Here is a 23,769-nt window from a genome sequence, read left to right on the forward strand (position 1 = left end):
GGATAAACAAGTTGGGAAATATACTTGAGGTTCATGAAGTTACAAAAAAATATAGATCCAAGCATGCCCTCCACAAGGTATCTTTTAATCTGAGTGCGGGTAAGATCACAGGACTGCTGGGCAGTAACGGCAGCGGCAAAAGTACACTTATGAAAATCATCGCTGGACTGACACAACCTACCTCTGGTCGTGTATCCGTCATTGGGGGTTCTGTAGGAACAGAAAGTAAAGCGGTGGTGTCGTTTATGCCTGATAAGCCGCTTACAGAATCCTGGATGAGTGTTTCTGATGCTCTGAAATTCCAAACTGACTTCTATCCGGATTTTGATCAGACTAAAGCCTCGCGAATGTTGGAGTTTATGAAACTAAGAGCGCAAGATAAGGTAAAGGACCTGTCCAAAGGGATGAACGAACGTTTACAGCTTACACTTGCCCTATCACGCCGAGCTAGCCTTTATTTGCTGGATGAACCCATTGGTGGTGTAGATCCGGTAGCTAGAACAAAAATTCTTAACGCGTTAGTAGAGTTTTATGAAGAGGACAGTACCATTCTCTTATCAACCCATTTAGTATCGGATATTGAGCGGATCTTTGATGATGTGATTTTTATAAAAGAAGGAGAAATTCTGATGCATACTGCGGTGGAGGATATTCGGCTACGCCATGGCAAAAGTATTGACGAACTGTTCAGAGAGGTGTACGCAGAATGCTAAAGCTAGTGAAGTATGATTTTAGACGGGATAGGGATAAGTTTCTTGCAGTTTTTGTAATCATAATTCTGGCACAGATTGGGTTAGGATTTACCAAACTGCATGACTATGAACGGTTTACTTTGAACGGAATAGCTTATGTTATTGCAGGACTGATCTTTCTTGTCATGGCAGCAAAAACCTTTTTTAACAATATAAATTCCTATAATCGTCGCCTAGTGCCCGTAAGAACTTTGAACACAGTCCTTTCTCCGTTAGTGCTCTATTTAGCTCTAATGCTGGGTATTATTTTAATAGCTTTGATCCATTTTGGTGTGTATCTTTCAATGTATCCCTCCTCATTTCTTCCGGAGAATTTCTGGAAAGTGGGATTGTTAGTTCTCTTGCAGGCGTATTGGTTTGCCGGTTATATCATGCTTACCTTGATGCTCTCCATTACGGTTGCACGAAGTGTGAAATTTAAGGGGCGAGTATGGATTGGGCTGGCCACTGCGTATTTGTTACAGAATGGAATATTCTATTTGGAGTATTTTATTTTCAAAAGTAACTTCACTGCTTGGGAAAGTGTATTCCAGTTCGAGGTCATAGATGAGATGGATACCGCAAATGGGATACAGCTTATACAGGGTCATTTGAATCTAGCTCCTCTTCTGTTTGAAGCGGTGATAGCAGTTCTTCTTATAGCGGTCATCATCAAGCTCGTTAATAAAAGAGTGGACGTCTAGCCACAACTTGGCGGAATAGTTTTTTGAACGGAGTCAGAGCGATTTAGCTTTGTCTTCGTTTTTGTGCAAAAAAAAGACGTCCTTCTAAGTGAAGGGCATCTGTTAGGGTAAGTTCTACAGACCTTCAACCCGAAGGGTGGCGGTCCATGTTTCAAGCTCTCTTATTAGGCGTTCTTCCTCATTTTCGTCCAAGCGGAATTTAACTCCATATTGATATTGGCCAAGCCCAAACATCCAACCCCACCGGACGCTGCATAAGAGCTGAAGCTTCTCTTCATTTAATTGAAGATGAATAATAAGCCTAGTATCTCTTGCAGTGAATCGAAGATTCAAAGGAGTACGTACCTTACAACCCGAACGGCTAAGATCGAGTAATACAGCCTCTGTTAACTTTCCAGCACCTGGACCGGAATTGTTAAGCGGAACTTCAATCCAGCATTCAAGCGGATGGTTCATAACATAACGGAATGGTTCTTTCCTGCTGGACACATCCATAATTTTCCTCCCCATTGTTTATTTGCTATTATATCGAAAGGGAATGTTGAGAACAATCTACTAAAGTGCTATTTTTAATTAAGAATTAATTTTTTTAATACTGATGAAGGTGATGAGATTTATATGTACCAATACCTTAATGAAACGTTCCGTAATCACAATTTTGATCAAGGAAGCTTGCAGGATGGTGAGTTAAATAACTGCACATTCGAGCAATGCTCCTTCAAAGGCACTTCTATGGAAGAGATGAACTCTATTGGCTGCCGATTTATTGATTGTGATTTTACTGGAGCCATGCTTAATGCGTCTCACCATAAAGGTTCAGCGTTTACCAATTGTAAATTTACGGGAGCGAACCTGTTTGTATCTAAATTCGAAGATTGCAAGATGGTAGGATCGGATTTCTCAAATGCATATTTGGACGGGATCTCCCTACTCGGAGGGGACTGGTCGTACACGAACCTAAGACATACTAATCTAAGCAGACAGGATCTGCGAGGGATTCGATTTACAGAAGCGGATTTAATGGGCTGTAATTTGCAAAAAAGTGACTTGCGCGGAGCGGATTTGAGCCGTGTACAATTGTCTCAATGCAAACTTAAGGGAGCGGATATGCGGGAAGCGATTGTTGAAGGAATTGATTTAAAGAGTCTGGATCTGCAGGGAGTGCGGATGGATATTGAACAGGCGGTACTCTTGGCACGTTCGTTTGGGGCAAAAGTAGGGAATTAGTAAACGGACGGCATCAGTTGCTAGCGTGGATCATAAAGACCTCCGCTAGCAAATCAATGCTTGAAGCGGAGGGGGTGGCAGCGCAGATTATTATGAGTATTCTAACTGCTGAACCTATGTATTATGGCATATGTAATAGTATGCGTTAACGTAACCGTTTTCTGGGTTTTGCCCACCATTTAATCCATAAGAATCCATCATCATCACGAAAAAACTTTATACCTACCCAGCGTAAGGGTGTCCATACTTCTTTAAAATAATATGAAGGCATAGTCTGTTAGACCCTCCTATATAGTAAATTATTACTATATATTACGCTAATTCTACGGGATTCACAAGCTAGATTTACTAATAATTACATATTGTCCGGGTGAAAGGAGTTGAGGATGCATTATGCAGGACCTAAGGCACCGCTTGAGCTACCGAGAAGTGCACCCCTCCATTTTACATAGACGCTCTACGTCATAGTGGATAGCAGTGGTCGATGTCATGAAAAGTCAACGGAGTAGTAGTTCTCTAATAAATAGGAGAACTACTACTCCTTTTTTTGGATCGTTGTTTGGTTGCTTTTACACCGCCGAGTCATATTCAGTCCACTGAAGCTTAAGGACCCGGATGACGTTATTAGCATGTTTTTAACCTTTTGAGCGTGGATTCGGACCCCAGAGACATTATTCTATATGAAGAGCCTGTTATTGAGTGTTTTTGGTGCCAATTGCGGCTGTGGTGTCCGTTAATATCCAAAAAGTGAGCTAACGCTGCGTATAAGGTCAGCTGAGTCCGATAGATGATTCGTAAGCGAATGAGATGTAATTAGGAAGTTAGATGTTCAGATCATTGAGGCTACTCCAGCAGTCATTTCATGGGTAATGGGATGGCTTTTTTTTTGTTGCCGAGTTGGATTCGAATCTAGTAAAAACACAATGTTAGAAGGGGATAAGCACAGTCATTTTATGATGCCTCGCATTTAATAAACGGAGAGGATGTGATGAGATGACAGAAGGCGAGTTTATAGCGAAGATTGCGAATTTTGCTGTAAAGGACATGCAGCTCACTAAGGTTCCTGCTTCGTTAACCATTGCTCAAGCGGCTCTGGAGTCAGGCTGGGGCAGCAGTGGATTGACTGTGAAAGCGAATAATTTGTTTGGGATCAAAGGAAGTGGACCTGCTGGCAGCATTACTGTACAAACTACCGAATATATTAACGGTAAAGCTGTTAAAGTGAATGCCCCTTTTCGAGCCTATAACAACTGGGGAGAATCTATCGCGGATCATTCCGACTTGATTGTGAATGGAGTCTCATGGAATCGCAACCTTTACAGCAAGGTTCTCGGTGCGAGTGGCAAGGTGGCCGCACAAGAGATTGCCGCAGCTGGTTACGCTACTGATCCGAACTATGCAGCTAAGCTGATTCAAATTATGAATACCTATAATCTGTATCAATATGACGACAAATCCATGGGAGGAGATGATGAGATGTCAGCAGAGGATAAGCAAAAGCTTGTTAGTCTAGAATCGGAAGTAAAGGAACTGCGTGCTCTTATAGCAGCTCTTACAGATAGCAGGGATACGCTGAAAACAGGTGTGCAAGAACAGGGGCAGTCGATTAATAAGCTTACGGATCGGGTGACATTCATTGAAAATCGGGCAGTCATGAATGTCCCTGCATGGGCTGAGGCGGCTGTGAAAGCAGCGACTGCGGCAGGACTTCTCGATACTTCATCGGGTGGCAGTTACGATTTCTATCGCATATTAACAGTGCTGAACCGTGCAGGTTTACTTGTAACAGGAAGTAAAAAATGAAATAAGGAGGATTAAAAAACATGTATAACGATGCTCTCAACAGTGTGCTTGCCTTTGCTTCAGTCCTAGCTGTTTTTGTAATGGCACTTGTACAACTTGTGAAGAATAGCATTGAACTTCCGCGGAATATTGTGCCAGTAGTGGGGTTGGCTATTGGCTTGCTGGTTGGAGCAGTTGCCTACCCGTTCACTGATATGAATCTGATTCTGCGACTCTGGGCGGGGGGTCTTGCGGGACTATCAGCGACCGGTTTGTTTGAACTAGCTTTTAATAAAAGGGAGGGGACGAAAAAAGATGATAAATAGATCTTGCCTATGAGTTTTATAAAACAATTGTTTTACACTGGTAATGTGGCTATGCATTCTATCGAGAACACTAATATATTATGGTATGCCAATTTATAAAGGGGGTGCAACGATGGGAACTTACCTTGATGCTAGAACATCTCAAAATGCCAGCCTCGCCAACTCTATATCTATTCCTATTACGGTACTTAACACGCCGCAGCTTTTTGGACAGATTGGGTTGTTAACGGCTGGAGTGACTACCAATCCACGTGTTCTCCTTAAAGGAACGATATCAGTGACGCTTCCGCTAGCGTTAGTGGGCATCACAATTACGATTGTAAGAGGAACCTTGGCTACTGATCCAAAAGTGTATTCTGCTACTTCAACTTTTGCTCTTAGTATATTGGCTCCGCAAGTAATAACCTTTTCAGCAGCGGATTTCTTACCAGCCATCACACCTCAGCTCACTTATACAGCATTTGTTTCTTCTAATCTTCTCGGTACAGTACGTGTGGGCCCAGAAAGCTTTGATGGTATTTTAGTTTCTGATTAATTGTAGAGCCTTTAACCTCGCTGGTAGCCCAGTAGAGGTCTTTTTTTTTAACTGAACGCCCAATCTTCTAAGGGGATCATTACATATCTTATGATGTATTCTAAATACGGAGGAGGTCTTCTCATGGGTGCTGAATATGGTCATGTTGGTGGTGCTTTTACTTCTACAGGCGCAATCTTAGTTTTGTTCATCTTATTAGTAATTATTACAAGCGCATGCATATTCTAAATCACTAAAATAGCAGAGCTCCATGTTGGCATTTTGCCGACTTGGGGCTTTTTTTTTTGTAGATATTTTGTCCATTAAGGTAATATAAAATAATAAGTTAAAAGAATACTAATCACGTAGTGAATAACATGAGTTTACAATACTATGATTTTGAATATTCAAATATACATGTTATCTTAATCTGATAACATAGATTAATACTGTTAAATTTTATTTAGGAGAGAGCTAGTTTGAAGAAAAAAATGATGATCGGAATTTCTTCTGTTATTGTACTTTTAATCATTGTTGTAACTGTGGGAAGCTTTTATTTCTATCATGTTGCTATTGCACGTGCTTCAAAGGACTTCTTAAATGAAAGCCCTGACCTGCAGTCCAGTCCAGAGGTAGAACAATCTAAAGATACCTCGAAGGCAGACCAAGAGTGGTGGGATACCCAGAGCTTTGATAGATGGGAAATGAATTCTGATGACGGAATACAGCTTAAAGCGTACTATTTAGCTGCTCCTGAACATTCCGATAAGACAGTGATTATTGCTCATGGCTATGCTGGAAATGCAACTCAAATGAGCGGTTATGCCAGAATGTATTATGAGAGACTTGGATATAATATTTTGCTGCCGGATGCCAGAGGACATGGAGAAAGTGAGGGTGACTATATCGGATTTGGATGGCCAGAACGTAAGGATTACCTGAAGTGGATACAGAACGTTCTGAAAGCAAACGGTGAGTATACACAGATCATACTGCACGGTGTTTCCATGGGGGGAGCTACCGTAATGATGACAAGCGGTGAGGATTTACCAGCTAATGTTAAAGCAATTGTGGAAGATTGCGGCTATACCTCAGTAAGGGACGAGCTTACCTTTCAATTAAAAAGAATGTACCATCTCCCCGCCTTTCCAATTGTAGATACGACCAGTATGCTAACAAAGATCCGGGCAGGTTATTCCTTTGGTGAAGCCTCGGCCTTAGAACAGGTGAAGAAATCTAAAACGCCAACTCTGTTTATTCATGGCGATAATGATACTTTTGTTCCTACGGAAATGGTTCATACGGTATATGAAAATAGTCCGGTCGAGAAGGAGCTTTACATCGTTCCTAATGCGGGTCACGGAGAAGCTTTCCGCATGGATCCGGTTAAGTATGAGAGCGTAGTTTCTGAGTTTATCGGAAGATTTGTGAAATAGTTGTTGCTGAAAAGGCTGCCGAAAGGTAGTCTTTTCGTGCTTATAATACCGTTAAACATAAATTCGGGGCCCTCTTTCGAGGGCCCCTTTCATGGGAGAGGAGAAACCGGACGAAGAGCTTATGGGGAAACGTAAGCCTGCTCCGCGGTTGTCTACGACATTTGTGGTGTCGATAATTACATGATGTCCCTGGAAGTCCAATCTTATACATTTAGATGACTTATTTCTCTGAATAAGCTGTTTCGCCTTCTTATTTCATATCTAGACAAATTTTTTATTTCATCGCGCAAATGTGTTACGATAGGCGTGGACTTATGCCCTTTTGGGCATAACAAACAGAGATATAGAGCGGGTGAATAACAGTGAGAGTGGTATCGGGAAGTGCAAAAGGAAGGCCACTGAAGAGTGTTCCGGGAAGTGGGACAAGGCCTACGACCGATAAGGTGAAGGAAGCTGTATTTAGCATGATAGGCCCATATTTCGAAGGTGGAGTGGTGCTGGATTTGTTCGCCGGTACTGGGGGTTTGGGGATCGAAGCCTTAAGCAGAGGGATGGAAAGTGGCGTATTTGTTGATATGGATCCTAAAAGTATCGACACGATACGCGCCAATCTGAAGGCTACTAAGCTGGAAGAACAAGCGCAGGTGTACCGTAATGAAGCTGGGAGAGCGCTAAGTGCGTTGGAGAAGCGGGGGAAAATTTTTGATTTGGTCTTTTTAGATCCTCCCTATCGCTTGAAGCACGGGGATGAGCTTATGCTTATGATGGTCGAAAAAGGAATGCTGCAAGAGGACGCAATTATTGTTCTGGAGCATGAATCAAGTTATGCCTATCCTGAAGACATTCCAGGATTTTATAGGCTGCGTCAGGCCGTATACGGAGAAACGACAATTTCTATTTACCAGTATGAAACTAATCCTGCAGAGGAAAGTGAAGCTGGTGAGGAGGTAGAGAATGAGTCAGCAAATTAGAAAAGAACGTGTTGCCATTTATCCAGGTACCTTTGATCCCGTGACTATGGGACATATGGATATTATTCGGCGCGCATCCAAGCAATTCGACCGTTTGATTGTAACGGTGCTTAATAATTTGAGTAAAAACCCGCTGTTTACTGTTGATGAACGGACAGAGCTATTAAGACAGGCGACCGCTGATATTCCCAATGTGGAAATTGACAGCTTCCGTGATCTGTTAGTGAATTATGTTCGTCAAAAAGATGCTCAAGTCATTGTTCGGGGTATCCGTACCGTTACTGACTTTGAATATGAGCTGCAAAACGCATCGATCAACCATAGCCTGGATCCCGATGCAGAAACGATTTTTATGATGACTAATCCGAAATATTCGTACTTAAGTTCCAGTGTTGTTAAAGAAATCGCCCACTTCGGCGGGAATGTGACTGATTTTGTGACGCCTGAGGTTGAACAAGCGATGAAGCGTAAATTTAACCGAGCCGATGGCGAATAGTACTTACTAGATACGTTCCAGCAGATAATCCCAACAGGATGATGAGCAGAAGGGCTTGCAGACTTAGCAGCTGTGGAAAAGAGCTCCATATGTCCGTTACATTAATGGTGCCGCTTGGAGTCGGGCGTGAGTCTGCAAGTGCTGGTAAAGCAGCTTTAGGGATAGCCAACAATGGTTTCCAGAGCAATAAAGTTAACAGAAAAGCATAAAGTCCATGCATCAGACGAACCGTAGCGTAGGGTAGAAATCTGACTCTGGCTTGTTTGAGCATGGTCAGCACCTGTAGTTGCGCACAGAGTCCGCTCCAGCCCAGCGCAGCAGACAGCAAAGCTATCCCAAACATACTAGAGGGACCTGTTCCTATGCTTGCTAGCCCTTTGCTGATTGCGTCGGCGCCTAAATGAATTTCCAGCAAGCTTGCTGGCAGAGCAGCTGGCAATGCGGGAAGTACAGTAGTGATGATATTGATGACTACAGCGAACATAATCATGTAACCGCCCACGACCATCAGACTTTGCACGGCATTAGCGACGGACTCGCCGAGAAGCTTGCCGAAGCTGCGTCCGTCTTTTGCTCTGGCATCTGTTGCTGCAAGCTGAACGCGACTATATAAAGAAGGCTGTTTGGTGTCCGTGGAGATCTTATCAACTGGTTTCGTGTTCGCTGACCGCCCCTTTAATAGAGCATCGGTGTAGCTGGCTAGAAGTCCAGAGATCCAGTGGATGGCCAATAGGAAATAACCTGCTGAAGTACTGTGTAGAAAAGCTATGCCAATTACTATAAGCATGGTTACCGGGCTGGCGAAGTGTGTAAGTGCGGCAAGTCGGGCGGCTTCCTTGTCAGAAATGCTGTTCTGCTTGTGTAGCTGCATGACCCCTCCAGCTCCACCGGGGAATCCGGCTGTGATTCCGAGTGCCAAGGTCCAGCCGCTGGCACCGGGCAGACGAAAGACCTTTTTCATCAATGGCTCCAGAAGCACTCCGAAACCATGCACGAAACCCGAGGCGGTAAGCATCTCTGACAGCATCAGGAAGGGGAGCAGGGCAGGGAATACGAGTGTCCACCAAAGCTTCAATCCTTGGAGTGAAGCCTCAAAGGAGCTCTCCGGTGAGATAATAATTGCAATGGCTGTCAGGATTGCCATAATCCCGGGTATAAATGGTGTGGAGCGTGTAGCTAGTCGGCGTATTTGAATATTTTTCATTTCTCAGATCACCTCTTCATAACTTAAGGCATGGACGATGTGTTATCAATTTATGCAGAGTAGACAACCATCATGCCAAACCACTAGTCGAAGCGGTAATGAAGTTCAATCATTCATATCCTAAAAGTGCCGCGGGAAAGAAGGGAAGAGCAGTGAAGCAACTGAAGCATCGGCCGGGTTTCCGCGCCACAGCTTATCTGTTTACGTTTGTAGTAATCGTGTATGTATTTGTCTTTATGAACACCCCGTACATCGTATATCAGCCAGGCAGTGCATCTGAGGTTGCCCCTATGATTAAGGTAGAGAATGCCGATCCGGCTGAAGAAGGAACGTTTATGATGACTACGGTGTCTGCTAGTTATGCTAATGTGGCCTTATTGGTCGCCTCTGCTTTTAATTCCAATTCAGAGGTTGTGCGAAAAGAAACCCGGCTAGGGGATAAATCAGAAGACGAATATGCTGCAGAGCAGGTTTATTATATGAATAGCTCACAGTCTTATTCTGTTCAGGCCGCTTATCATGCAGCGGGAATTCCATATGAGGATGTAGTGGATTATCTCTACGTCTTTTCGGTTCCTGTAGAAAGTAATAAAGGACAATTTCTGCCGGGTGACAAAATCATTAGTGTAGAGGAACAAAAAGTGCCCGATCCTGAAGCACTGTCTAAACTGCTCTCCTCTAAAAAAATCGGAGATCAAGTCGCTGTTGTTTTGCAAAGAAATGGCAAGGAAGTACAAGAACAAGTGACGTTGGTTGAAATAAAGGATAAAGAGGGCGCTGCCGTTCGACCTGGTTTTGGAGTCACTATTGCCGCCGTTCAAAAAGTAAAACCAAAAGAAGCAGGGAAAGCTGTCAGCTTTGTAGATACAAATGTTGGCGGACCTTCGGCAGGGCTAATGTTCACTATGGAAATTTACAATCGCCTTACTTCTGGAGATTTAACTAAGGGCCATAGGGTTGCAGGGACGGGTACGATTAACGCTGAGGGTGTAGTTGGTGCTATCGGTGGAGTGAAACACAAGATCGTGGCTGCGGACCGAGAAGGGGCGGAGATTTTTTTCGTGCCTGTTAAGAATTATGACGAAGCCAAAGCAAAAGCTGATAAAATCGGCACATCTATGAAGCTGGTGCCTGTATCTACGCTGGATGAGGCGCTGAAGTATATGGAGGAACTGCCGGTCAAACCATGACCGGAGGTTCCAAATAATCGCGGTACATATCAATTCTGCGTGGTTCCTTAAAAGCTCCCGCGAAAGCGGAAGCGGCTTGAAGATCTCGCTCAAGCTGCGGATGGGAACAAAGGGACGGGCGCATGACGATGGGCAACGTAGCTTTTTGTTTCATCTCTTTAAGCAGTGCTCGTCCGCTTTCTCTAAAACCAAGAATACGAATATATCCGGGCCCCTCTGCTAGTATGGAAGGGGTCATTTCTTTTTTAGAATGATTTAACAGAACATGTAGCAGCAGACGCTGTAACCGTGTATGCGTGTAGCGCTTGCTCTTAAGGGCGTGAAGCAGGCCTGAAACAGAGAATTGCTCCAACTCAGGCAAAAGCCGCAGTATTCGGTTCTCCAAGCCTTCATTCATATCATGGATCGCGTGTAACTCGGCAGCAGTATGGGTGGTCAGCAGATGGCGGAGCGGGATACTGAAGCTCTCCAAGCTCAGAGGGCCCCTTCCGGCTGCATGCTCTCTTTCCAAAATGGACACGCTATAATCCGGCATATAAGCAGCGGGAGATCCGCCTTCTTGCAGCAGCTTGCGGATGGCCGTCGCACTTGCAATAGAAGAGTCGGCTTGTAATGGGTCATGGAAGCCTGCTGCTGTGCGCGGAATGGTTAGTGGCATTATCTTGCTGTGCAGCCGCTGCAAGGCGATAAGATAATGCAGTCCAAGGCTGTTATTCGGCTGGCGCAGCAGCTCGCCTGCATCTCCGGGACTCTCCGTTTCCGGGAGAGTCCCTTCAAAGGCCACCGCCGCCGCTGCGCTGTACGCGGCGGGGAAGCTCGCTCCGAGCGCCATGCGGCGGCGGATCTCGCTCTGAAGCTCGCTGCTTTCCTCAGCCAGATATCTGGCCAGCGGGAGCAGCGAGCCCAAAGTGCCGGCTTCGGAGCCGAAGCACAAGCTGTCCACGACCCCGGTCGCTTCCAGCAGTGCAACTGCTCCGAACGCGAACCACTCGGCTGGCTGGACGGCATAAGCCACCGGCAGCTCAATGACGAGGTCGGCGCCCATATGCAGCGCCATCTCTGTCCGGGCTTGCTTGCTTACCGCCGCCGGCTCGCCGCGCTGGGTAAAGGGACCACTCATGACGACGATGGTGCGCTCTGCGCCGGAAAGTCTTTTGGCTTCCGTGAAGTGATGCACATGTCCGTTATGTAAAGGATTGTATTCTGCGATGATTCCAACCGTTGTCACTGTGGCTTCCCTCCGATAAGTAAGGTATATTTATTGAGTTTAGTAGGGTAGATTTCTAGAGATACTGTTAGCACAAGCTGATCTTTTGATTTACACTAATAGTTATATCATAATTCACCGCATTTTCTGAAACAATATAAAGGGAAAATGGTTGACAAAGGTATAGAATACTAGGTATAATAAATTTTGTTTGTTTGGGAGTGTTAAGTATGCAGATTCACTTTCGCAAATTAGCGAATGCCGACGAACCGTTACATATTCACGATGTTGTGGATGTCAGCGAGGTAGTCAAAGGGCGCAAGGATATTCTAACTGTTGCTCCGCTCTCAGTAGACCTTAAAGCGCTGCCCGCGGGAACCGATTGTGTGAACGTGGTGGGGAAACTGAGTGGAGATGTGGACATGTTATGTTCACGTTGTCTCACGGAGGTCAAAAGTGATTTGAACATTCCTTTTGCTGAGACTTTCAAGTGGCTTAAGCAGCCAGTTCTTCCAGATGATGACGAAGATGAGGATCTCATTTACGTCAAGGATGAGGTTGTGGATCTTATCCCGTATGTGGAAGAAAATTTCGTACTGCACTTACCGGATTCGGTATTGTGCAAGGCAGACTGTCTTGGTCTTTGTCAGAAATGCGGACAGAACTTGAACGAAGGCACCTGCAGTTGCGACAACACAGTGATCGATCCTCGACTCGCTGGGTTGAAAGACTTTTTCAAATGAAACATTACAACAAAACACATCCTGCTCTGAGGAGCAGGCTGACAGAAATATCACGAGGAGGTGGAACACATGGCAGTACCACAACGTAGAACGTCTAAAACACGCCGTGACAAACGTCGCACCCACTTTAAGTTGGTTGTGCCGGGCATGGTGAAATGTGAACAATGCGGAGAGTTGAAACTAGCTCACCACGTATGCAAAGTTTGCGGAACTTACAAAGCAAGAGAAATCATCAAACAATAGTTTCAAAAATAAGTAGTACTTCACTTCGGTGAGGTACTATTTTTTTGTCCAAATCTAATAAAGATAGGGTATGCACCTATACTTTATGTTCAGCTCAGAAGTCAATGCTTTATTTTTGGTGCGGCATGCTTTATACTACATATTAGTACCTGGTTCTAAAAAATATTTATGATTGTTAGACCTAATATAACAGCGGCCATTCAAGCGGCCGGATGCTTTCTTTAAAATATAAGGAAGTATAAGTTATGCACCTATACTTTATGTCTTATATTTCTCGCTTAAACGCTTACCGTCCTTATTAGGGCGCCGAAGGCGTTTACGCTTGGCATGTGCCAGGAGGTGAGCCGCTATCGAGCGGATGTCCAAGAAAGAACGTCAGCAACAGCTGCTACATATAATTGCAGGCAATCCTTTTGTAACTGATCGGGAGTTGACTCGTCAGCTGAAGGTGAGCATTCAGACGATTCGGTTAGACCGGATGGAGCTGGGAATACCAGAACTGCGTGAAAGAATGAAACAAATGGCAGAGCATTCCTATGATCAGGTGCGCTCTTTGCCTGCGGATGAAGTGATCGGAGATATTGTGGATTTACAGCTCGATAAGAGCGGGATTTCGATCTTTGAAATTCGTGAGGATCATGTCTTTTCCAGAAATGGGATCGCCCGTGGCCACTACGTGTTTGCTCAAGCCAATTCGCTTGCGGTTGCTGTAATTAACGATGAAATTGCCTTGACTGCTTCAGCCGACATACGATTTGTTCGTATGGTTCTGCTTGGTGAGAAGTGCATTGCTAAAGCTCAAGTGCGGTCACTTGCAGGCAGAGGCGGCAAAGCAGAGGTGGACGTATTCACCTATGTCGGAGAAGAATTGGTATTTCAAGGCCACTTTATAGTGTATCGTTCCGCTAATGAAGAGTATAGTGAAGGGGGTAACCGTAGTGCTGATCGCCATTGATGCCATGGGCGGGGACAACGCTCCTGAATGTAATGTCGAGGGGGCGTTGTCCGCGGCCGCGGAATGGAAAGATACGCAGATTGTGCTCGTAGGTGACGAAGCCAGACTAGAGCCACTGCTGAAGGACAAGCCGTCCAACCTGAGTGTGCGGCATGCAGGAGATGTTATTGGTTCTGATGAAGAGCCGGTTAAGGCGGTTCGCCGCAAAAAAGATTCATCCATGGTTGTAGCTGGACGTATGGTGCGTGAGGGCGAAGCAGATGCTATGATTTCGTCAGGTAACACGGGGGCGCTTATGACTACAGGGTTACTTGTAGTAGGCCGTATGCAGGGGATTGAACGTCCGGCGCTGGCACCTATGATTCCGACGCTGGATGATGTTGGCGTGCTTGCGCTTGATCTTGGCGCTAACATGGATGCGAAGCCTGAACATCTGGTGCAATATGCGCTGATGGGCAGCATTTATCGGAATAAAGTGCATGGCATTGCTAAGCCGCGGGTTGGACTTCTAAATGTAGGGACGGAGCCTGGGAAAGGCAACGAACTGACCAAAGAAGCCTATCCACTGCTGGAGAACTTGCCGGGCATTCATTTTATCGGTAATGTTGAGGCACGCGACGTACTGACAGGAAACTGCGATGTGCTTGTCTGCGATGGATTTGCTGGTAATATCCTGTTGAAGTCGCTTGAGGGTACAGCGGGTGCATTGTTCTCTTTACTGAAGGAGCAATTCAGCCGTTCTCTGAAGACTAAGCTTGGAGCGGCTATGCTGATGCCGGAGCTTAGAGCCCTGAAGGGTAAGATGGATTACAAAGAGCATGGCGGTGCACCGCTGCTTGGTCTTAGCGGATTGGTAGTTAAGGGGCATGGATCTTCGGACGGAAATGCGGTTAAAAATGCAGTAAGACAAGCGCGGATTGCTCTGCAAGCCGATCTTGTGCCAAGTATATCCAAGGAAATTAGCGGGAAGTGAGTGACGAAATGAAACAATTGCGGCCGGTTGGGATTATCGGTACGGGTAAATATGTACCTGAGAAAATTTTAACAAACAGTGATCTAGAAAAAATAGTGGAGACTAACGATGAATGGATCGTCAGTCGGACAGGGATCCGTGAAAGACATATCGCTGCACCACATGAGGCAACTTCTGATTTAGCCTATGAAGCTGCACTTAAAGCTTTGGATTCTGCAGGCATGAAAGCCGAAGATCTGGATCTTATTATTATTGCAACGGTAACCCCTGATAGCTCCTTTCCTTCCACAGCCTGCATTTTGCAGGATAAACTTGGAGCAAAAGGTGCTGCGGCCTTTGACTTGTCAGCAGCCTGCTCTGGTTTTGTATACAGCCTAGCTACTGCGGTTGGCTTTATTCAGAACGGAATGTACAATAATGCACTCATAATTGGTGCGGACACTTTATCCCGCATCACTGATTATACGGATCGTAACACCTGTGTACTGTTTGGCGATGGTGCAGGAGCAGTAATCATCGGTGAAGTTCCAGAGGGACGCGGTTTCCAATCCTTCGATCTGGGTGCTGAAGGTTCTGGAGGAAACTTGCTTAAGCTGGAAGCTGGGGGCTCGCGCTTGCCTGCTTCTCAGCAGACGGTTGAAGACAAGAAACATTTCATCTATATGAATGGCCGGGAAGTGTTTAAGTTTGCCGTTCGTGTTATGGGCTCAGCTACAGAACGTGTGCTTACTAAAGCCGGATTAGGTAAAGAAGATATTGATTTGTTCGTACCGCATCAAGCGAATATTCGTATCATTCAATCCGCTATGCAGCGGCTTGACCTGCCACCGGAGAAATGTGTAATCAATGTTGATAAATATGCTAATACATCAGCAGCTTCTATTCCTCTAGCTCTAGTTGAAGCGGCGGAAGAAGGACGCATGAAGGAAGGCGACACGGTTCTGATGGTTGGATTCGGCGGTGGCTTGACTTGGGGCGCGTCCGTATTGATCTGGTAATAGAGGAAGGAGTTCTTACTTATGAGTAAAATCGCATTTGTCTTTCCCGGTCAGGGTGCACAGGCAGTTGGAATGGGTAGAGATGTATATGAAGCTCTTCCGCACAGCCGCGCGGTATTCGAAAAAGGTGACGAGGTGCTCGGATTTCCACTGAGCCAGCTGATTTTTGAAGGACCTGACAGTGATTTGAAACAGACCGTAAATACACAACCAGCTCTGCTAACAGCAAGTGTGGCTTTTCTGGAAGCATTACGTGATCAAGGGATGAAGCCGGATTATGTAGCTGGTCATAGCCTAGGAGAATACAGCGCGCTGGTTGCGGCAGGCGTATTGTCCTATGAAGATGCTGTAAGACTCGTGCGTTTACGCGGTCGTTTTATGGAGGAAGCTGTTCCAGGTGGACAGGGAGCTATGGCTGCAGTGCTTGGTGCGGAGCGGGATGCTCTGGCAGAATTATGCCGGAGCGTATCCGAGGAGAGCGGCGTGGTAGAACTGGCGAATGTGAACTGCCCGGGACAGATTGTTGTTTCTGGTTCACAGGCCGGGGTTAACGGTGTTGTGCAGCGTGTTAAGGAAGCAGGCGGAAAGCGGGCTATTCCGCTGGAAGTAAGTGGACCTTTTCACTCTTCGATGATGAAGGCTGCGGCAGACCGCTTGGCAGACGAGCTGAAGAGTGTTACCTTTAATGCTCCGGCTGTACCTGTTATTGTCAATGTTACCGCAGCCCCTGTAACGGATCCTGAAGAAATCCGTGAACTGCTTGTCCGCCAGGTGTACTCCCCTGTGCTCTGGCAAGACAGTATTGAATGGCTGATTGCTGATGGTGTGGATACTTTTGTGGAAATTGGTTCTGGCAGTGTTCTGGCAGGTCTGATCCGCAAAATAGACAAAACGGTCAAAGTAATCAACATTAACACGCTTGAAAGTGTGCAAGCTGTCTTGTAAGATACGTTCAAACATTGTTTATCAATAGCAATATGATCGAAAGGGGAATAAATGATGTTCTCAGCATTGCGGGGTCAAACGGCCCTTGTAACTGGTGGCTCTCGCGGCATCGGCCGCAGTATTGCACTTGCTCTCGCGGAACATGGCGTGAAGGTGGCCGTGAACTATGCGGGCAGTGAAGCAGCCGCACAAGAGACCGTAGCTCGGATTGTCGAGCTTGGCTCGGAGGGTATTGCCCTTCGTGGCGATGTCGGCAATAGTGAACAGGCGGAGAACCTTGTCAAAGAGGTTCTAAATACCTGGGGACGTATTGACATTGTTGTCAATAATGCCGGCATTACCAGAGACAACCTGATTATGCGCATGAAAGAAGAAGAGTTCGATCAAGTGATCGAAACGAATCTAAAAGGGGTGTTTAACTGCCTAAAGGCAGCTACACGCCCTATGATGAAGCAACGCTACGGGCGAATTATCAATATTTCTTCCGTAGTAGGTGTAACAGGAAATCCTGGACAAGCTAATTACTCCGCAGCTAAGGCAGGTGTCATCGGTTTAACGAAGGCATCGGCTCGTGAGCTTTCCTCACGGGGGATCACGGTGAACTGTATCGCTCCTGGTTTCATTGATACAGATATGACGCGTGAGCTCTCTGAGGAAGTGCGCAGTGAGCTTGAGAAGGGCATTCCACTTGCTCGTCTGGGGCGTCCTGAAGAGATTGCTATGGCTGTAGTCTTCCTGGCCTCTGAAGGCGCTGCGTATATGACCGGCCAGACACTACACGTGGATGGCGGGATGTATATGTAACTCTCCGTCAAGGAGAAATTACACTGTTTTAATGCTGAAATGTGAGGGATAAAGAAAGCGTTTTTGACGCTCTATGGTATTTTGAACTCATATCTCGTATAATACCAAAAGAGGAGGTGAACCGGATGTCCGATGTATTAGAGCGTGTAAAACGCATTGTCATCGACCGCTTAGGTGCCGATGAAGCTGAGGTAACATTAGAAGCGTCTTTCAAAGATGATTTAGGTGCTGATTCTCTTGATGTAGTAGAATTGGTTATGGAATTGGAAGATGAATTCGATATGGAAATCTCTGATGAAGATGCAGAGACGATTACGACCGTGGGTGAAGTTGTGAAGTACATACAATCTCATACCTAGAGTCATATGATTGAGAGTCCCGTTCCTGCTAGGGCGGGACTTCTCCTCATTTATAGAGCATTAAAAATGAATCAAAGGTTGCCTTGAGCAACTATATAAGGGATATAACAGAACCGCAGGATGGTTAATGATGCGGTTATCGCTGTTCATATAGTAGCAACAGAAAGTATATAAGTTCTGAATATAATGTATACAACCTATAGATGGGGTGATTGTGTTTGAGTCATAGAGTGGTTGTTACCGGGATGGGCGTAGTTACATCATTGGGCAAAGATTTGGAGACGTTCTGGGATAATCTTATGAGCGGCAAATCCGGTGTATCACAGGTTGAGACCTTTGATGTCAGTGAGTATACTACGCAAATAGCATCCTCTGTTAAAGATTTCGATCCAGAGGCACTTTTTGGTCGTAAGGAAGCCCGCAAAATGGACCGTTTTGTACAATTTGCAGTGGCTGCCGGTGAGGACGCATTGCGAGATAGCGGACTTAAGATCGGTGAAGATATTGATGCCGAAAGAATAGGTGTATCTGTAGGATCAGGTATTGGTGGTCTTGGAACTTGGGAAGACAATCATAACTTGTTGCTTGAAAAAGGACCGAAGCGGGTTAGTCCGTTCTTCATTCCGATGATGATTGCTAACATGGGTTCTGGGCAGTTGTCCATTAACCTTGGTGCAAAGGGTCCTAATACGACGACAGTAACTGCTTGTGCTACAGGAAGTCACTCCATTGGGGAATCCTTCCGCTTGATTCAACGTGGAGACGCAGATGCAATGATCTGCGGTGGTTCCGAAGCGACCATTCGTCCAACAGGTATGGCTGGTTTTTGTGCTATGAGAGCAATGTCCACTCGCAATGATGAGCCTGAGAAGGCAAGTCGTCCGTTTGATGTGGATCGCGATGGTTTTGTTATGGGTGAAGGTGCCGGGATTCTTATTCTGGAATCACTCGAACATGCTGAGAAACGTGGAGCGAAGATCTATGCTGAGGTTATCGGTTATGGTCTAAGCGCAGATGCTCATCATATGACTGAGCCTGATCCAGATGGTGCAGCTCGCTGCATGAAGATGGCAATCCGGGATGCTGGTATCTCTCCTGAAGATATTGATTACATCAATGCTCATGGTACTTCAACGCCTGTAGGAGATAGATCAGAAACTGCTGCTGTTAAAAAAGCATTGGGTGACCATGCCTATAAAGTGGCAATTAGTTCGACGAAATCCATGACAGGTCACCTTCTGGGTGCTGCTGGTGGAGTAGAAGCTATTATCTGTGGCCTTTCTTTGCAAAAAGGGATGATTGCGCCAACGATTAATTTGGACAACCAAGACCCGGAATGTGATCTGGATTATGTACCAAATGTGCCACGTAAAGCTGATCTTGATATTGTAATGTCGAATTCGTTCGGCTTCGGGGGACATAACGCAACAGTTATTCTAAAAAAATATAATTAGTAAGGGGACAGTGCGGTGAAAGGAGAACTGAAGCAGTTACAACAGCAACTTCAAATCCAATTTCACGATTCTGTGCTTCTGAAGCAGGCCTTTACCCATGCATCCTATGTGAATGAACACCGTTTCAATCAGCATCAGGACAATGAGCGTCTCGAATTTCTTGGGGATGCAGTTCTGGAGTTAACGGTTTCTGAATATTTGTACAATCTATTGCCAGACCGACCTGAGGGAGAGTTGACCAAGCTGCGGGCCGCTATTGTATGCGAGCCTTCACTGGTCAAGTTTGCGGAGAGTTTAGGTTTTGGCCGTTATGTACTATTGGGCAAAGGGGAAGAACTTACGGGCGGACGTACTCGCCCGGCCCTGCTGGCTGATGTATTCGAATCCTTCGTGGGAGCGCTTTATCTCGACCAAGGACTGGAAACAGTGCGGAGTTTTCTTGATAATCACGTATTTCCTCTCGTGGAGACGGATGGGAAATTGCAAATGCAGATGACCGATTATAAGACGGAACTGCAAGAGCTAATTCAGCAGCACAATATGGGTACATTGGAATATCGAATTATAGAAGAACGGGGACCTGCACATGAGCGTGAATTCGTCTCAGAGGTGTATATGGCTAACCGTTCACTTGGTAAAGGAAGCGGCCGGTCCAAGAAGGAAGCAGAGCAGCAGGCTGCAGCAGCAGCACTTTTGCATCTGAAAGAGGACGGTGCCTGAGTTTTGCATCAAGGGGACAAGCGGAGGAGAGCAGCAAAGGTCTGAATACCGGCGTTTAGGCGGAGCTCAGACCGTTGCTGCTCTTTTTCGACAATATAAGAACTTATATGTTCCGCGTTACAAAGGATAAGGTACATCTTAATGGTTTTTTAGGGTACAAACGCTATGGTATAATGGGTCAGAGGTGATTGGCAAGTATGTTTTTGAAACGGATAGAATTAGCTGGTTTTAAATCATTTGCCGACAAAACAGAAATGGAGTTTGTGCGCGGTATAACGGCTGTAGTTGGCCCGAACGGAAGCGGCAAAAGCAATATTTCTGACGGCATACGCTGGGTACTCGGCGAACAGAGTGCTAAATCACTGCGTGGCGGCAAGATGGAGGATATCATTTTTGCTGGAAGTGATGCGCGTAAAGCCGTGAATTATGGCGAAGTATCACTTACGCTTGATAATGAAGATCACACACTTCCGCTGGATTTCAGCGAAGTTACAGTGACTCGGAGAGTCCACCGCAGTGGAGATAGTGAATATTTAATTAATAAGCAGTCCTGCCGTCTGAAGGATATCACAGAGCTGTTTATGGATACCGGTATCGGACGCGAAGCGTATTCGATTATCGGGCAGGGTAGGATTGAAGAAATTCTAAGTACTCGTTCCGAAGATCGGCGAGGCATCTTTGAAGAAGCATCAGGTATTGTAAAATATAAATCGCGCAAGAAAGACGCAAGTCGAAAGCTGGATGATACCGAGCAGAACCTGCTTCGTATTCATGATTTGATCAGTGAGCTTGAGGATCAGATTGGGCCACTTAAGGATCAGTCCGAGAAAGCTATCCGCTTTAAGGAACTTCGCGAACAATTAAAACATCAGGAAATTTCAGTATACGTACACCAGATTGAAGGCATTCATACCGCTTGGCAGGAAGGTAACGCTAAGCTTGAAACGTTGAAGGACGAGCAGCTGGAGCTGTCTACTGTGGTTTCGGCTCATGATGCCAAGCTGGAGAGCGGGCGCTCTGAATTGCGCACAATCGAAGCACAGATCGAGAAGCAGCAAGAGCAATTGCTGCGTTATAGCGAAGCATTTGAGAAGAGTGAAGGTTACGGTGAAGTGCTGAGGGAACGCAAGCGCAATCTGGAAAGTAATCGTGAGCAGTTAATGCTCACGTTAGGTTCGGTTGGCGAGCGTTCTGCAGATCGTCAGCGTGAAGTCGTGGATCTGGAGCTTAAGCTTGAACAATCGCGGCTTAAGCTTGTGGATCTTCGGAAACAGATCGAAGATGAAGAGACAAGGCTTGAAGGTGTGGCAGACGGGATTAGCCAGAGCCAGGAAGAAAAGCTCAAAAGTGCTCTTTTGGAGCTAATGAACCTTATGGCGAATGCACGTAACGAAATTCGTTACGCGGATCAGCAAAAGGAGAATCTGGAACGTCGTATGAGCCGCAGTGAAGAAGAAAGCGGCAAATGGACAGCCCGGCATGAAGAGTTGTCTGCCAACCAGAAAGGGCTGAAGGACAAGATTGCCCAGCTGGGGAAGGAGCTTAGCAATCTTCGCGGGGCTTATATCACTGAAAGTGAGCAGCTCAGTAAACGTCAGAAGCTGATCGAAGAAACACAGTCCGGTCTTCGGAAATGGGAACAGAAGCGGGAAGCGCAAGTCTCTCGTCATGAGACCATGAAAGAGATGCAGGATGATTTCGACGGCTTCATGCTTGGGGTTAAAGAAGTGCTCAAGGGTGCGCGCAAAGGACAGCTCAACGGTGTGCATGGTGCGGTTGCGGAGCTGATCTCTGTTCCGGAGAAGCTGGAAATGGCGATTGAGACTGCTCTAGGCGCATCACTTCAGCATGTGGTCATGGATAATGAGACTGTGTCCCGCCAAGCGATATCATTTCTAAAGCAACGTCAGCTGGGACGAGCTACCTTTCTTCCGCTAGATGTTATCCGGCCGCGCCAGATTTCTGGCAGTGACCGTGGTATGGTGGGTGATGCTGACGGATTTGTTGGAATTGGTTCCGAACTTGTTGGTTACGATGATAAATATACTAGCATTATTGGCAGTTTGCTCGGCAATGTGGTTATTGCGGAGAGCTTGGAGCAAGCGAACCGTATCGCCGCTAGATGTCAATATCGTTATCGGGTAGTTACCCTGGAAGGCGATGTAGTTAATGCCGGCGGTTCGATGACCGGGGGTAGCCAGCATAAGAAGAATAATAGCTTGCTTAGCCGTAAACGTCAGCTGGATCAATTAAGCAGTGAGATTGAAGAAAGCGAACGTCAAATAGTGAAGCTGAAGCAAGGCATTGCCAGACTTCGTGAGGAGCAGGAGAACGCTAGCGTGAAGCTGGAGGACCTGCGCCGTGATGGCGATGAGAAAAGACTGGAAGAGCAAAGAGTCTCCGGTGATTTGAAGCAGCTCGAGCATGAGCTTCGGCATGTGCAGGAGCAAGTGGAGAGCACAGGTGCGGAACGCAGCGGCTTTGAGAATGAAGTACGTGCGCTTGAAGAGACGCGGAAGCAAGCCACTGCTGAGCTTGAACGCCTTGAAAAGGAAGAAAAGGAAGCCCATGAGGGTATCCGTAACGCTGAATCAGCGCGTAAAGCGAATGAATCAGCTAAGGAAGAGCTGCAAGGCAAGTTGACCAGTATGAAAGTCTCGGAAGGCAAGCTCGATCAGGAGATATTCTCCCTGGAGGAGCAGTTACGTCGCCTAAGACAAGATGTGGGTTCACAGGACAAGGAGCTGCGCCAGAATCGAAATCTGTTACATACGATTGAACAGGATCTGGCTAACAATGCTTTGGAAGCTGTGAAGCAGAAGGAAGATTTGAACAGTTACCGCTTGAAGAAGGAAGAGACGACTGGAACTTTGGATTTTGCGCGTGCTGAGCGTACAGCGTTAACCCGTAAGCTGGAACTTGAGGAAGGCAAGACTAAAGATCAACGTCAGGCCCTTAAAGTAGTCGAGGACAAGCTGCGTGCCACTGAAGTTTCTGTCGGTCGACTCGATGTGGAGCTGGATAATATTCTCCGCAAGCTGAGTGATGACTACGAGCTAAGTTATGAATTAGCAAAACAGAGATATCCAGTGCCTGAAGATGTACCTGCCGCACAAGCCGATGTACAGCGTTTGAAGCGCAGTATTTCTGCGCTAGGAGAGGTTAACTTAGGGGCGATCGAAGAATATCAGCGGGTCCATGAACGGTATACGTTCCTCAGTGGACAAAAAGATGATCTAGTCGAAGCTAAGACTACCTTGTATCAAGTAATCCGCGAGATGGAAGATGAAATGTCCAAACGTTTCAAACAGACCTTTGATGCGATCCGCAAACAGTTCGGGACCGTGTTCTCAAAGCTGTTCGGCGGCGGGCGAGCGGATCTCATGCTTCTGGATCCGGAACATATGCTGGAAACAGGTATAGATATCGTAGCCCAACCACCGGGTAAAAAATTGCAAAATCTGCAGCTTTTATCAGGCGGTGAACGCGCTCTAACTGCGATGGCGTTATTGTTTGCTATTTTGCAAGTGAAGCCAGTTCCGTTCTGCGTATTGGATGAGGTCGAGGCTGCGCTCGATGAAGCGAACGTTGTTCGTTTTGCACAGTATTTACGCGAGTTCTCTGAACAAACTCAGTTCATCGTCGTTACGCACCGCAAAGGAACGATGGAAGAGGCGGACGTGTTATACGGAGTAACGATGGAAGAGGGCGGTGTCTCCAAGCTCGTCTCAGTACGTTTAGAGGATGAAGAAGCTGAGATTGCTTAAATTCATCAAAGAAGAGAAAC

At 46.1% G+C, this 23,769-nt stretch carries 25 protein-coding genes; 22 read left to right on the plus strand and 3 right to left on the minus strand.

Going from position 1 to position 23,769, the window contains the following annotated elements:
- Positions 1 to 11 precede the first annotated feature (11 nt).
- On the plus strand, positions 12 to 713 hold the full coding sequence (locus MHB56_RS27320) for an ABC transporter ATP-binding protein (protein ID WP_076126093.1): 702 nt from the start codon (positions 12 to 14) through the stop codon (positions 711 to 713).
- Positions 707 to 1,435, plus strand: a complete 729-nt coding sequence (locus MHB56_RS27325; RefSeq protein WP_341144229.1) for a hypothetical protein — start codon at positions 707 to 709, stop codon at positions 1,433 to 1,435. The genes MHB56_RS27320 and MHB56_RS27325 overlap by 7 nt, the downstream gene beginning before the upstream one ends.
- Before the next feature lie 114 nt (positions 1,436 to 1,549).
- On the opposite strand, the gene MHB56_RS27330 is transcribed toward MHB56_RS27325, so the two are convergent.
- Positions 1,550 to 1,930 carry a PilZ domain-containing protein gene (locus tag MHB56_RS27330; RefSeq protein WP_076126099.1) on the minus strand — a complete coding sequence of 127 codons (381 nt, stop codon included), beginning with the start codon at positions 1,928 to 1,930 and terminating at the stop codon, positions 1,550 to 1,552.
- 123 nt (positions 1,931 to 2,053) lie between these two features.
- Between MHB56_RS27330 and MHB56_RS27335 the strand changes: the two genes are divergently transcribed.
- The 8 genes from MHB56_RS27335 (at position 2,054) to coaD (ending at position 8,187) form a co-directional block, all read left to right on the plus strand.
- Positions 2,054 to 2,662 (plus strand): pentapeptide repeat-containing protein, encoded by a 609-nt coding sequence (locus MHB56_RS27335; RefSeq protein ID WP_076126101.1) that lies wholly within the window; start codon positions 2,054 to 2,056, stop codon positions 2,660 to 2,662.
- A 993-nt stretch (positions 2,663 to 3,655) separates the two neighbouring features.
- A complete protein-coding gene (locus MHB56_RS27340) occupies positions 3,656 to 4,465 on the plus strand; it encodes a glycoside hydrolase family 73 protein (RefSeq protein WP_341086435.1) in 810 nt (269 codons plus the stop codon).
- Between the two features lie 20 nt (positions 4,466 to 4,485).
- Positions 4,486 to 4,770, plus strand: a complete 285-nt coding sequence (locus MHB56_RS27345; protein WP_076126104.1) for a holin — start codon at positions 4,486 to 4,488, stop codon at positions 4,768 to 4,770.
- A 112-nt stretch (positions 4,771 to 4,882) separates the two neighbouring features.
- Positions 4,883 to 5,305 (plus strand): hypothetical protein, encoded by a 423-nt coding sequence (locus tag MHB56_RS27350; RefSeq protein WP_076126105.1) that lies wholly within the window; start codon positions 4,883 to 4,885, stop codon positions 5,303 to 5,305.
- A 123-nt stretch (positions 5,306 to 5,428) separates the two neighbouring features.
- The gene (locus tag MHB56_RS27355; RefSeq protein WP_111503812.1) at positions 5,429 to 5,533 is read left to right on the plus strand and encodes a sporulation protein YjcZ; all 105 of its coding nucleotides are present in this window, start codon (positions 5,429 to 5,431) and stop codon (positions 5,531 to 5,533) included.
- A gap of 230 nt (positions 5,534 to 5,763) precedes the next feature.
- Positions 5,764 to 6,720 (plus strand): alpha/beta hydrolase, encoded by a 957-nt coding sequence (locus MHB56_RS27360; protein ID WP_341144230.1) that lies wholly within the window; start codon positions 5,764 to 5,766, stop codon positions 6,718 to 6,720.
- A gap of 362 nt (positions 6,721 to 7,082) precedes the next feature.
- Positions 7,083 to 7,691 carry a 16S rRNA (guanine(966)-N(2))-methyltransferase RsmD gene (gene rsmD, locus MHB56_RS27365; protein ID WP_076190033.1) on the plus strand — a complete coding sequence of 203 codons (609 nt, stop codon included), beginning with the start codon at positions 7,083 to 7,085 and terminating at the stop codon, positions 7,689 to 7,691.
- Positions 7,675 to 8,187, plus strand: a complete 513-nt coding sequence (coaD, locus tag MHB56_RS27370; RefSeq protein ID WP_076126111.1) for a pantetheine-phosphate adenylyltransferase — start codon at positions 7,675 to 7,677, stop codon at positions 8,185 to 8,187. Before rsmD ends, coaD begins: the two co-directional genes overlap by 17 nt.
- Here coaD and MHB56_RS27375 read toward each other — a convergent pair.
- Positions 8,165 to 9,391, minus strand: a complete 1,227-nt coding sequence (locus MHB56_RS27375) for a nucleoside recognition domain-containing protein (protein WP_248548160.1) — start codon at positions 9,389 to 9,391, stop codon at positions 8,165 to 8,167. The genes coaD and MHB56_RS27375 overlap by 23 nt on opposite strands.
- Positions 9,392 to 9,543: 152 nt before the next feature.
- Between MHB56_RS27375 and MHB56_RS27380 the strand changes: the two genes are divergently transcribed.
- Positions 9,544 to 10,581, plus strand: coding sequence for a SepM family pheromone-processing serine protease (locus tag MHB56_RS27380; protein WP_341086437.1), 1,038 nt, complete (start codon positions 9,544 to 9,546; stop codon positions 10,579 to 10,581).
- On the opposite strand, the gene MHB56_RS27385 is transcribed toward MHB56_RS27380, so the two are convergent.
- A complete protein-coding gene (locus tag MHB56_RS27385; RefSeq protein ID WP_341086438.1) occupies positions 10,571 to 11,809 on the minus strand; it encodes a nucleotidyltransferase in 1,239 nt (412 codons plus the stop codon). The genes MHB56_RS27380 and MHB56_RS27385 overlap by 11 nt on opposite strands.
- A 209-nt stretch (positions 11,810 to 12,018) precedes the next feature.
- Between MHB56_RS27385 and MHB56_RS27390 the strand changes: the two genes are divergently transcribed.
- From MHB56_RS27390 to smc, 11 genes are all read left to right on the plus strand, one after another.
- Entirely contained in the window at positions 12,019 to 12,531 is a 513-nt protein-coding gene (locus MHB56_RS27390; RefSeq protein WP_036686482.1) for a YceD family protein, read from the plus strand.
- A gap of 69 nt (positions 12,532 to 12,600) precedes the next feature.
- On the plus strand, positions 12,601 to 12,774 hold the full coding sequence (gene rpmF, locus MHB56_RS27395) for a 50S ribosomal protein L32 (RefSeq protein WP_019911234.1): 174 nt from the start codon (positions 12,601 to 12,603) through the stop codon (positions 12,772 to 12,774).
- 358 nt (positions 12,775 to 13,132) lie between these two features.
- Complete coding sequence (gene fapR / locus MHB56_RS27400) at positions 13,133 to 13,729, plus strand: transcription factor FapR (protein WP_036686484.1); 597 nt, start codon at positions 13,133 to 13,135, stop codon at positions 13,727 to 13,729.
- Positions 13,713 to 14,702, plus strand: coding sequence for a phosphate acyltransferase PlsX (gene plsX / locus MHB56_RS27405; RefSeq protein WP_038570599.1), 990 nt, complete (start codon positions 13,713 to 13,715; stop codon positions 14,700 to 14,702). Before fapR ends, plsX begins: the two co-directional genes overlap by 17 nt.
- An 8-nt stretch (positions 14,703 to 14,710) precedes the next feature.
- Positions 14,711 to 15,700, plus strand: coding sequence for a beta-ketoacyl-ACP synthase III (locus tag MHB56_RS27410; protein WP_139329841.1), 990 nt, complete (start codon positions 14,711 to 14,713; stop codon positions 15,698 to 15,700).
- A 21-nt stretch (positions 15,701 to 15,721) separates the two neighbouring features.
- Positions 15,722 to 16,645 carry an ACP S-malonyltransferase gene (fabD, locus tag MHB56_RS27415; RefSeq protein WP_076190037.1) on the plus strand — a complete coding sequence of 308 codons (924 nt, stop codon included), beginning with the start codon at positions 15,722 to 15,724 and terminating at the stop codon, positions 16,643 to 16,645.
- A 54-nt stretch (positions 16,646 to 16,699) separates the two neighbouring features.
- A complete protein-coding gene (fabG, locus tag MHB56_RS27420) occupies positions 16,700 to 17,449 on the plus strand; it encodes a 3-oxoacyl-[acyl-carrier-protein] reductase (protein ID WP_036686492.1) in 750 nt (249 codons plus the stop codon).
- A gap of 125 nt (positions 17,450 to 17,574) precedes the next feature.
- Positions 17,575 to 17,808 carry an acyl carrier protein gene (locus MHB56_RS27425; RefSeq protein ID WP_036686493.1) on the plus strand — a complete coding sequence of 78 codons (234 nt, stop codon included), beginning with the start codon at positions 17,575 to 17,577 and terminating at the stop codon, positions 17,806 to 17,808.
- Positions 17,809 to 18,026: 218 nt separating this feature from the next.
- Entirely contained in the window at positions 18,027 to 19,262 is a 1,236-nt protein-coding gene (gene fabF / locus MHB56_RS27430; RefSeq protein ID WP_076101782.1) for a beta-ketoacyl-ACP synthase II, read from the plus strand.
- Between the two features lie 15 nt (positions 19,263 to 19,277).
- The gene (gene rnc / locus MHB56_RS27435) at positions 19,278 to 19,982 is read left to right on the plus strand and encodes a ribonuclease III (protein ID WP_038570606.1); all 705 of its coding nucleotides are present in this window, start codon (positions 19,278 to 19,280) and stop codon (positions 19,980 to 19,982) included.
- A 197-nt stretch (positions 19,983 to 20,179) separates the two neighbouring features.
- The gene (gene smc / locus MHB56_RS27440) at positions 20,180 to 23,749 is read left to right on the plus strand and encodes a chromosome segregation protein SMC (protein ID WP_076126122.1); all 3,570 of its coding nucleotides are present in this window, start codon (positions 20,180 to 20,182) and stop codon (positions 23,747 to 23,749) included.
- Positions 23,750 to 23,769 lie beyond the last annotated feature (20 nt).

The organism is Paenibacillus sp. FSL H8-0315 (assembly GCF_038005365.1).
GTDB lineage: Bacteria > Bacillota > Bacilli > Paenibacillales > Paenibacillaceae > Paenibacillus_AQ > Paenibacillus_AQ odorifer.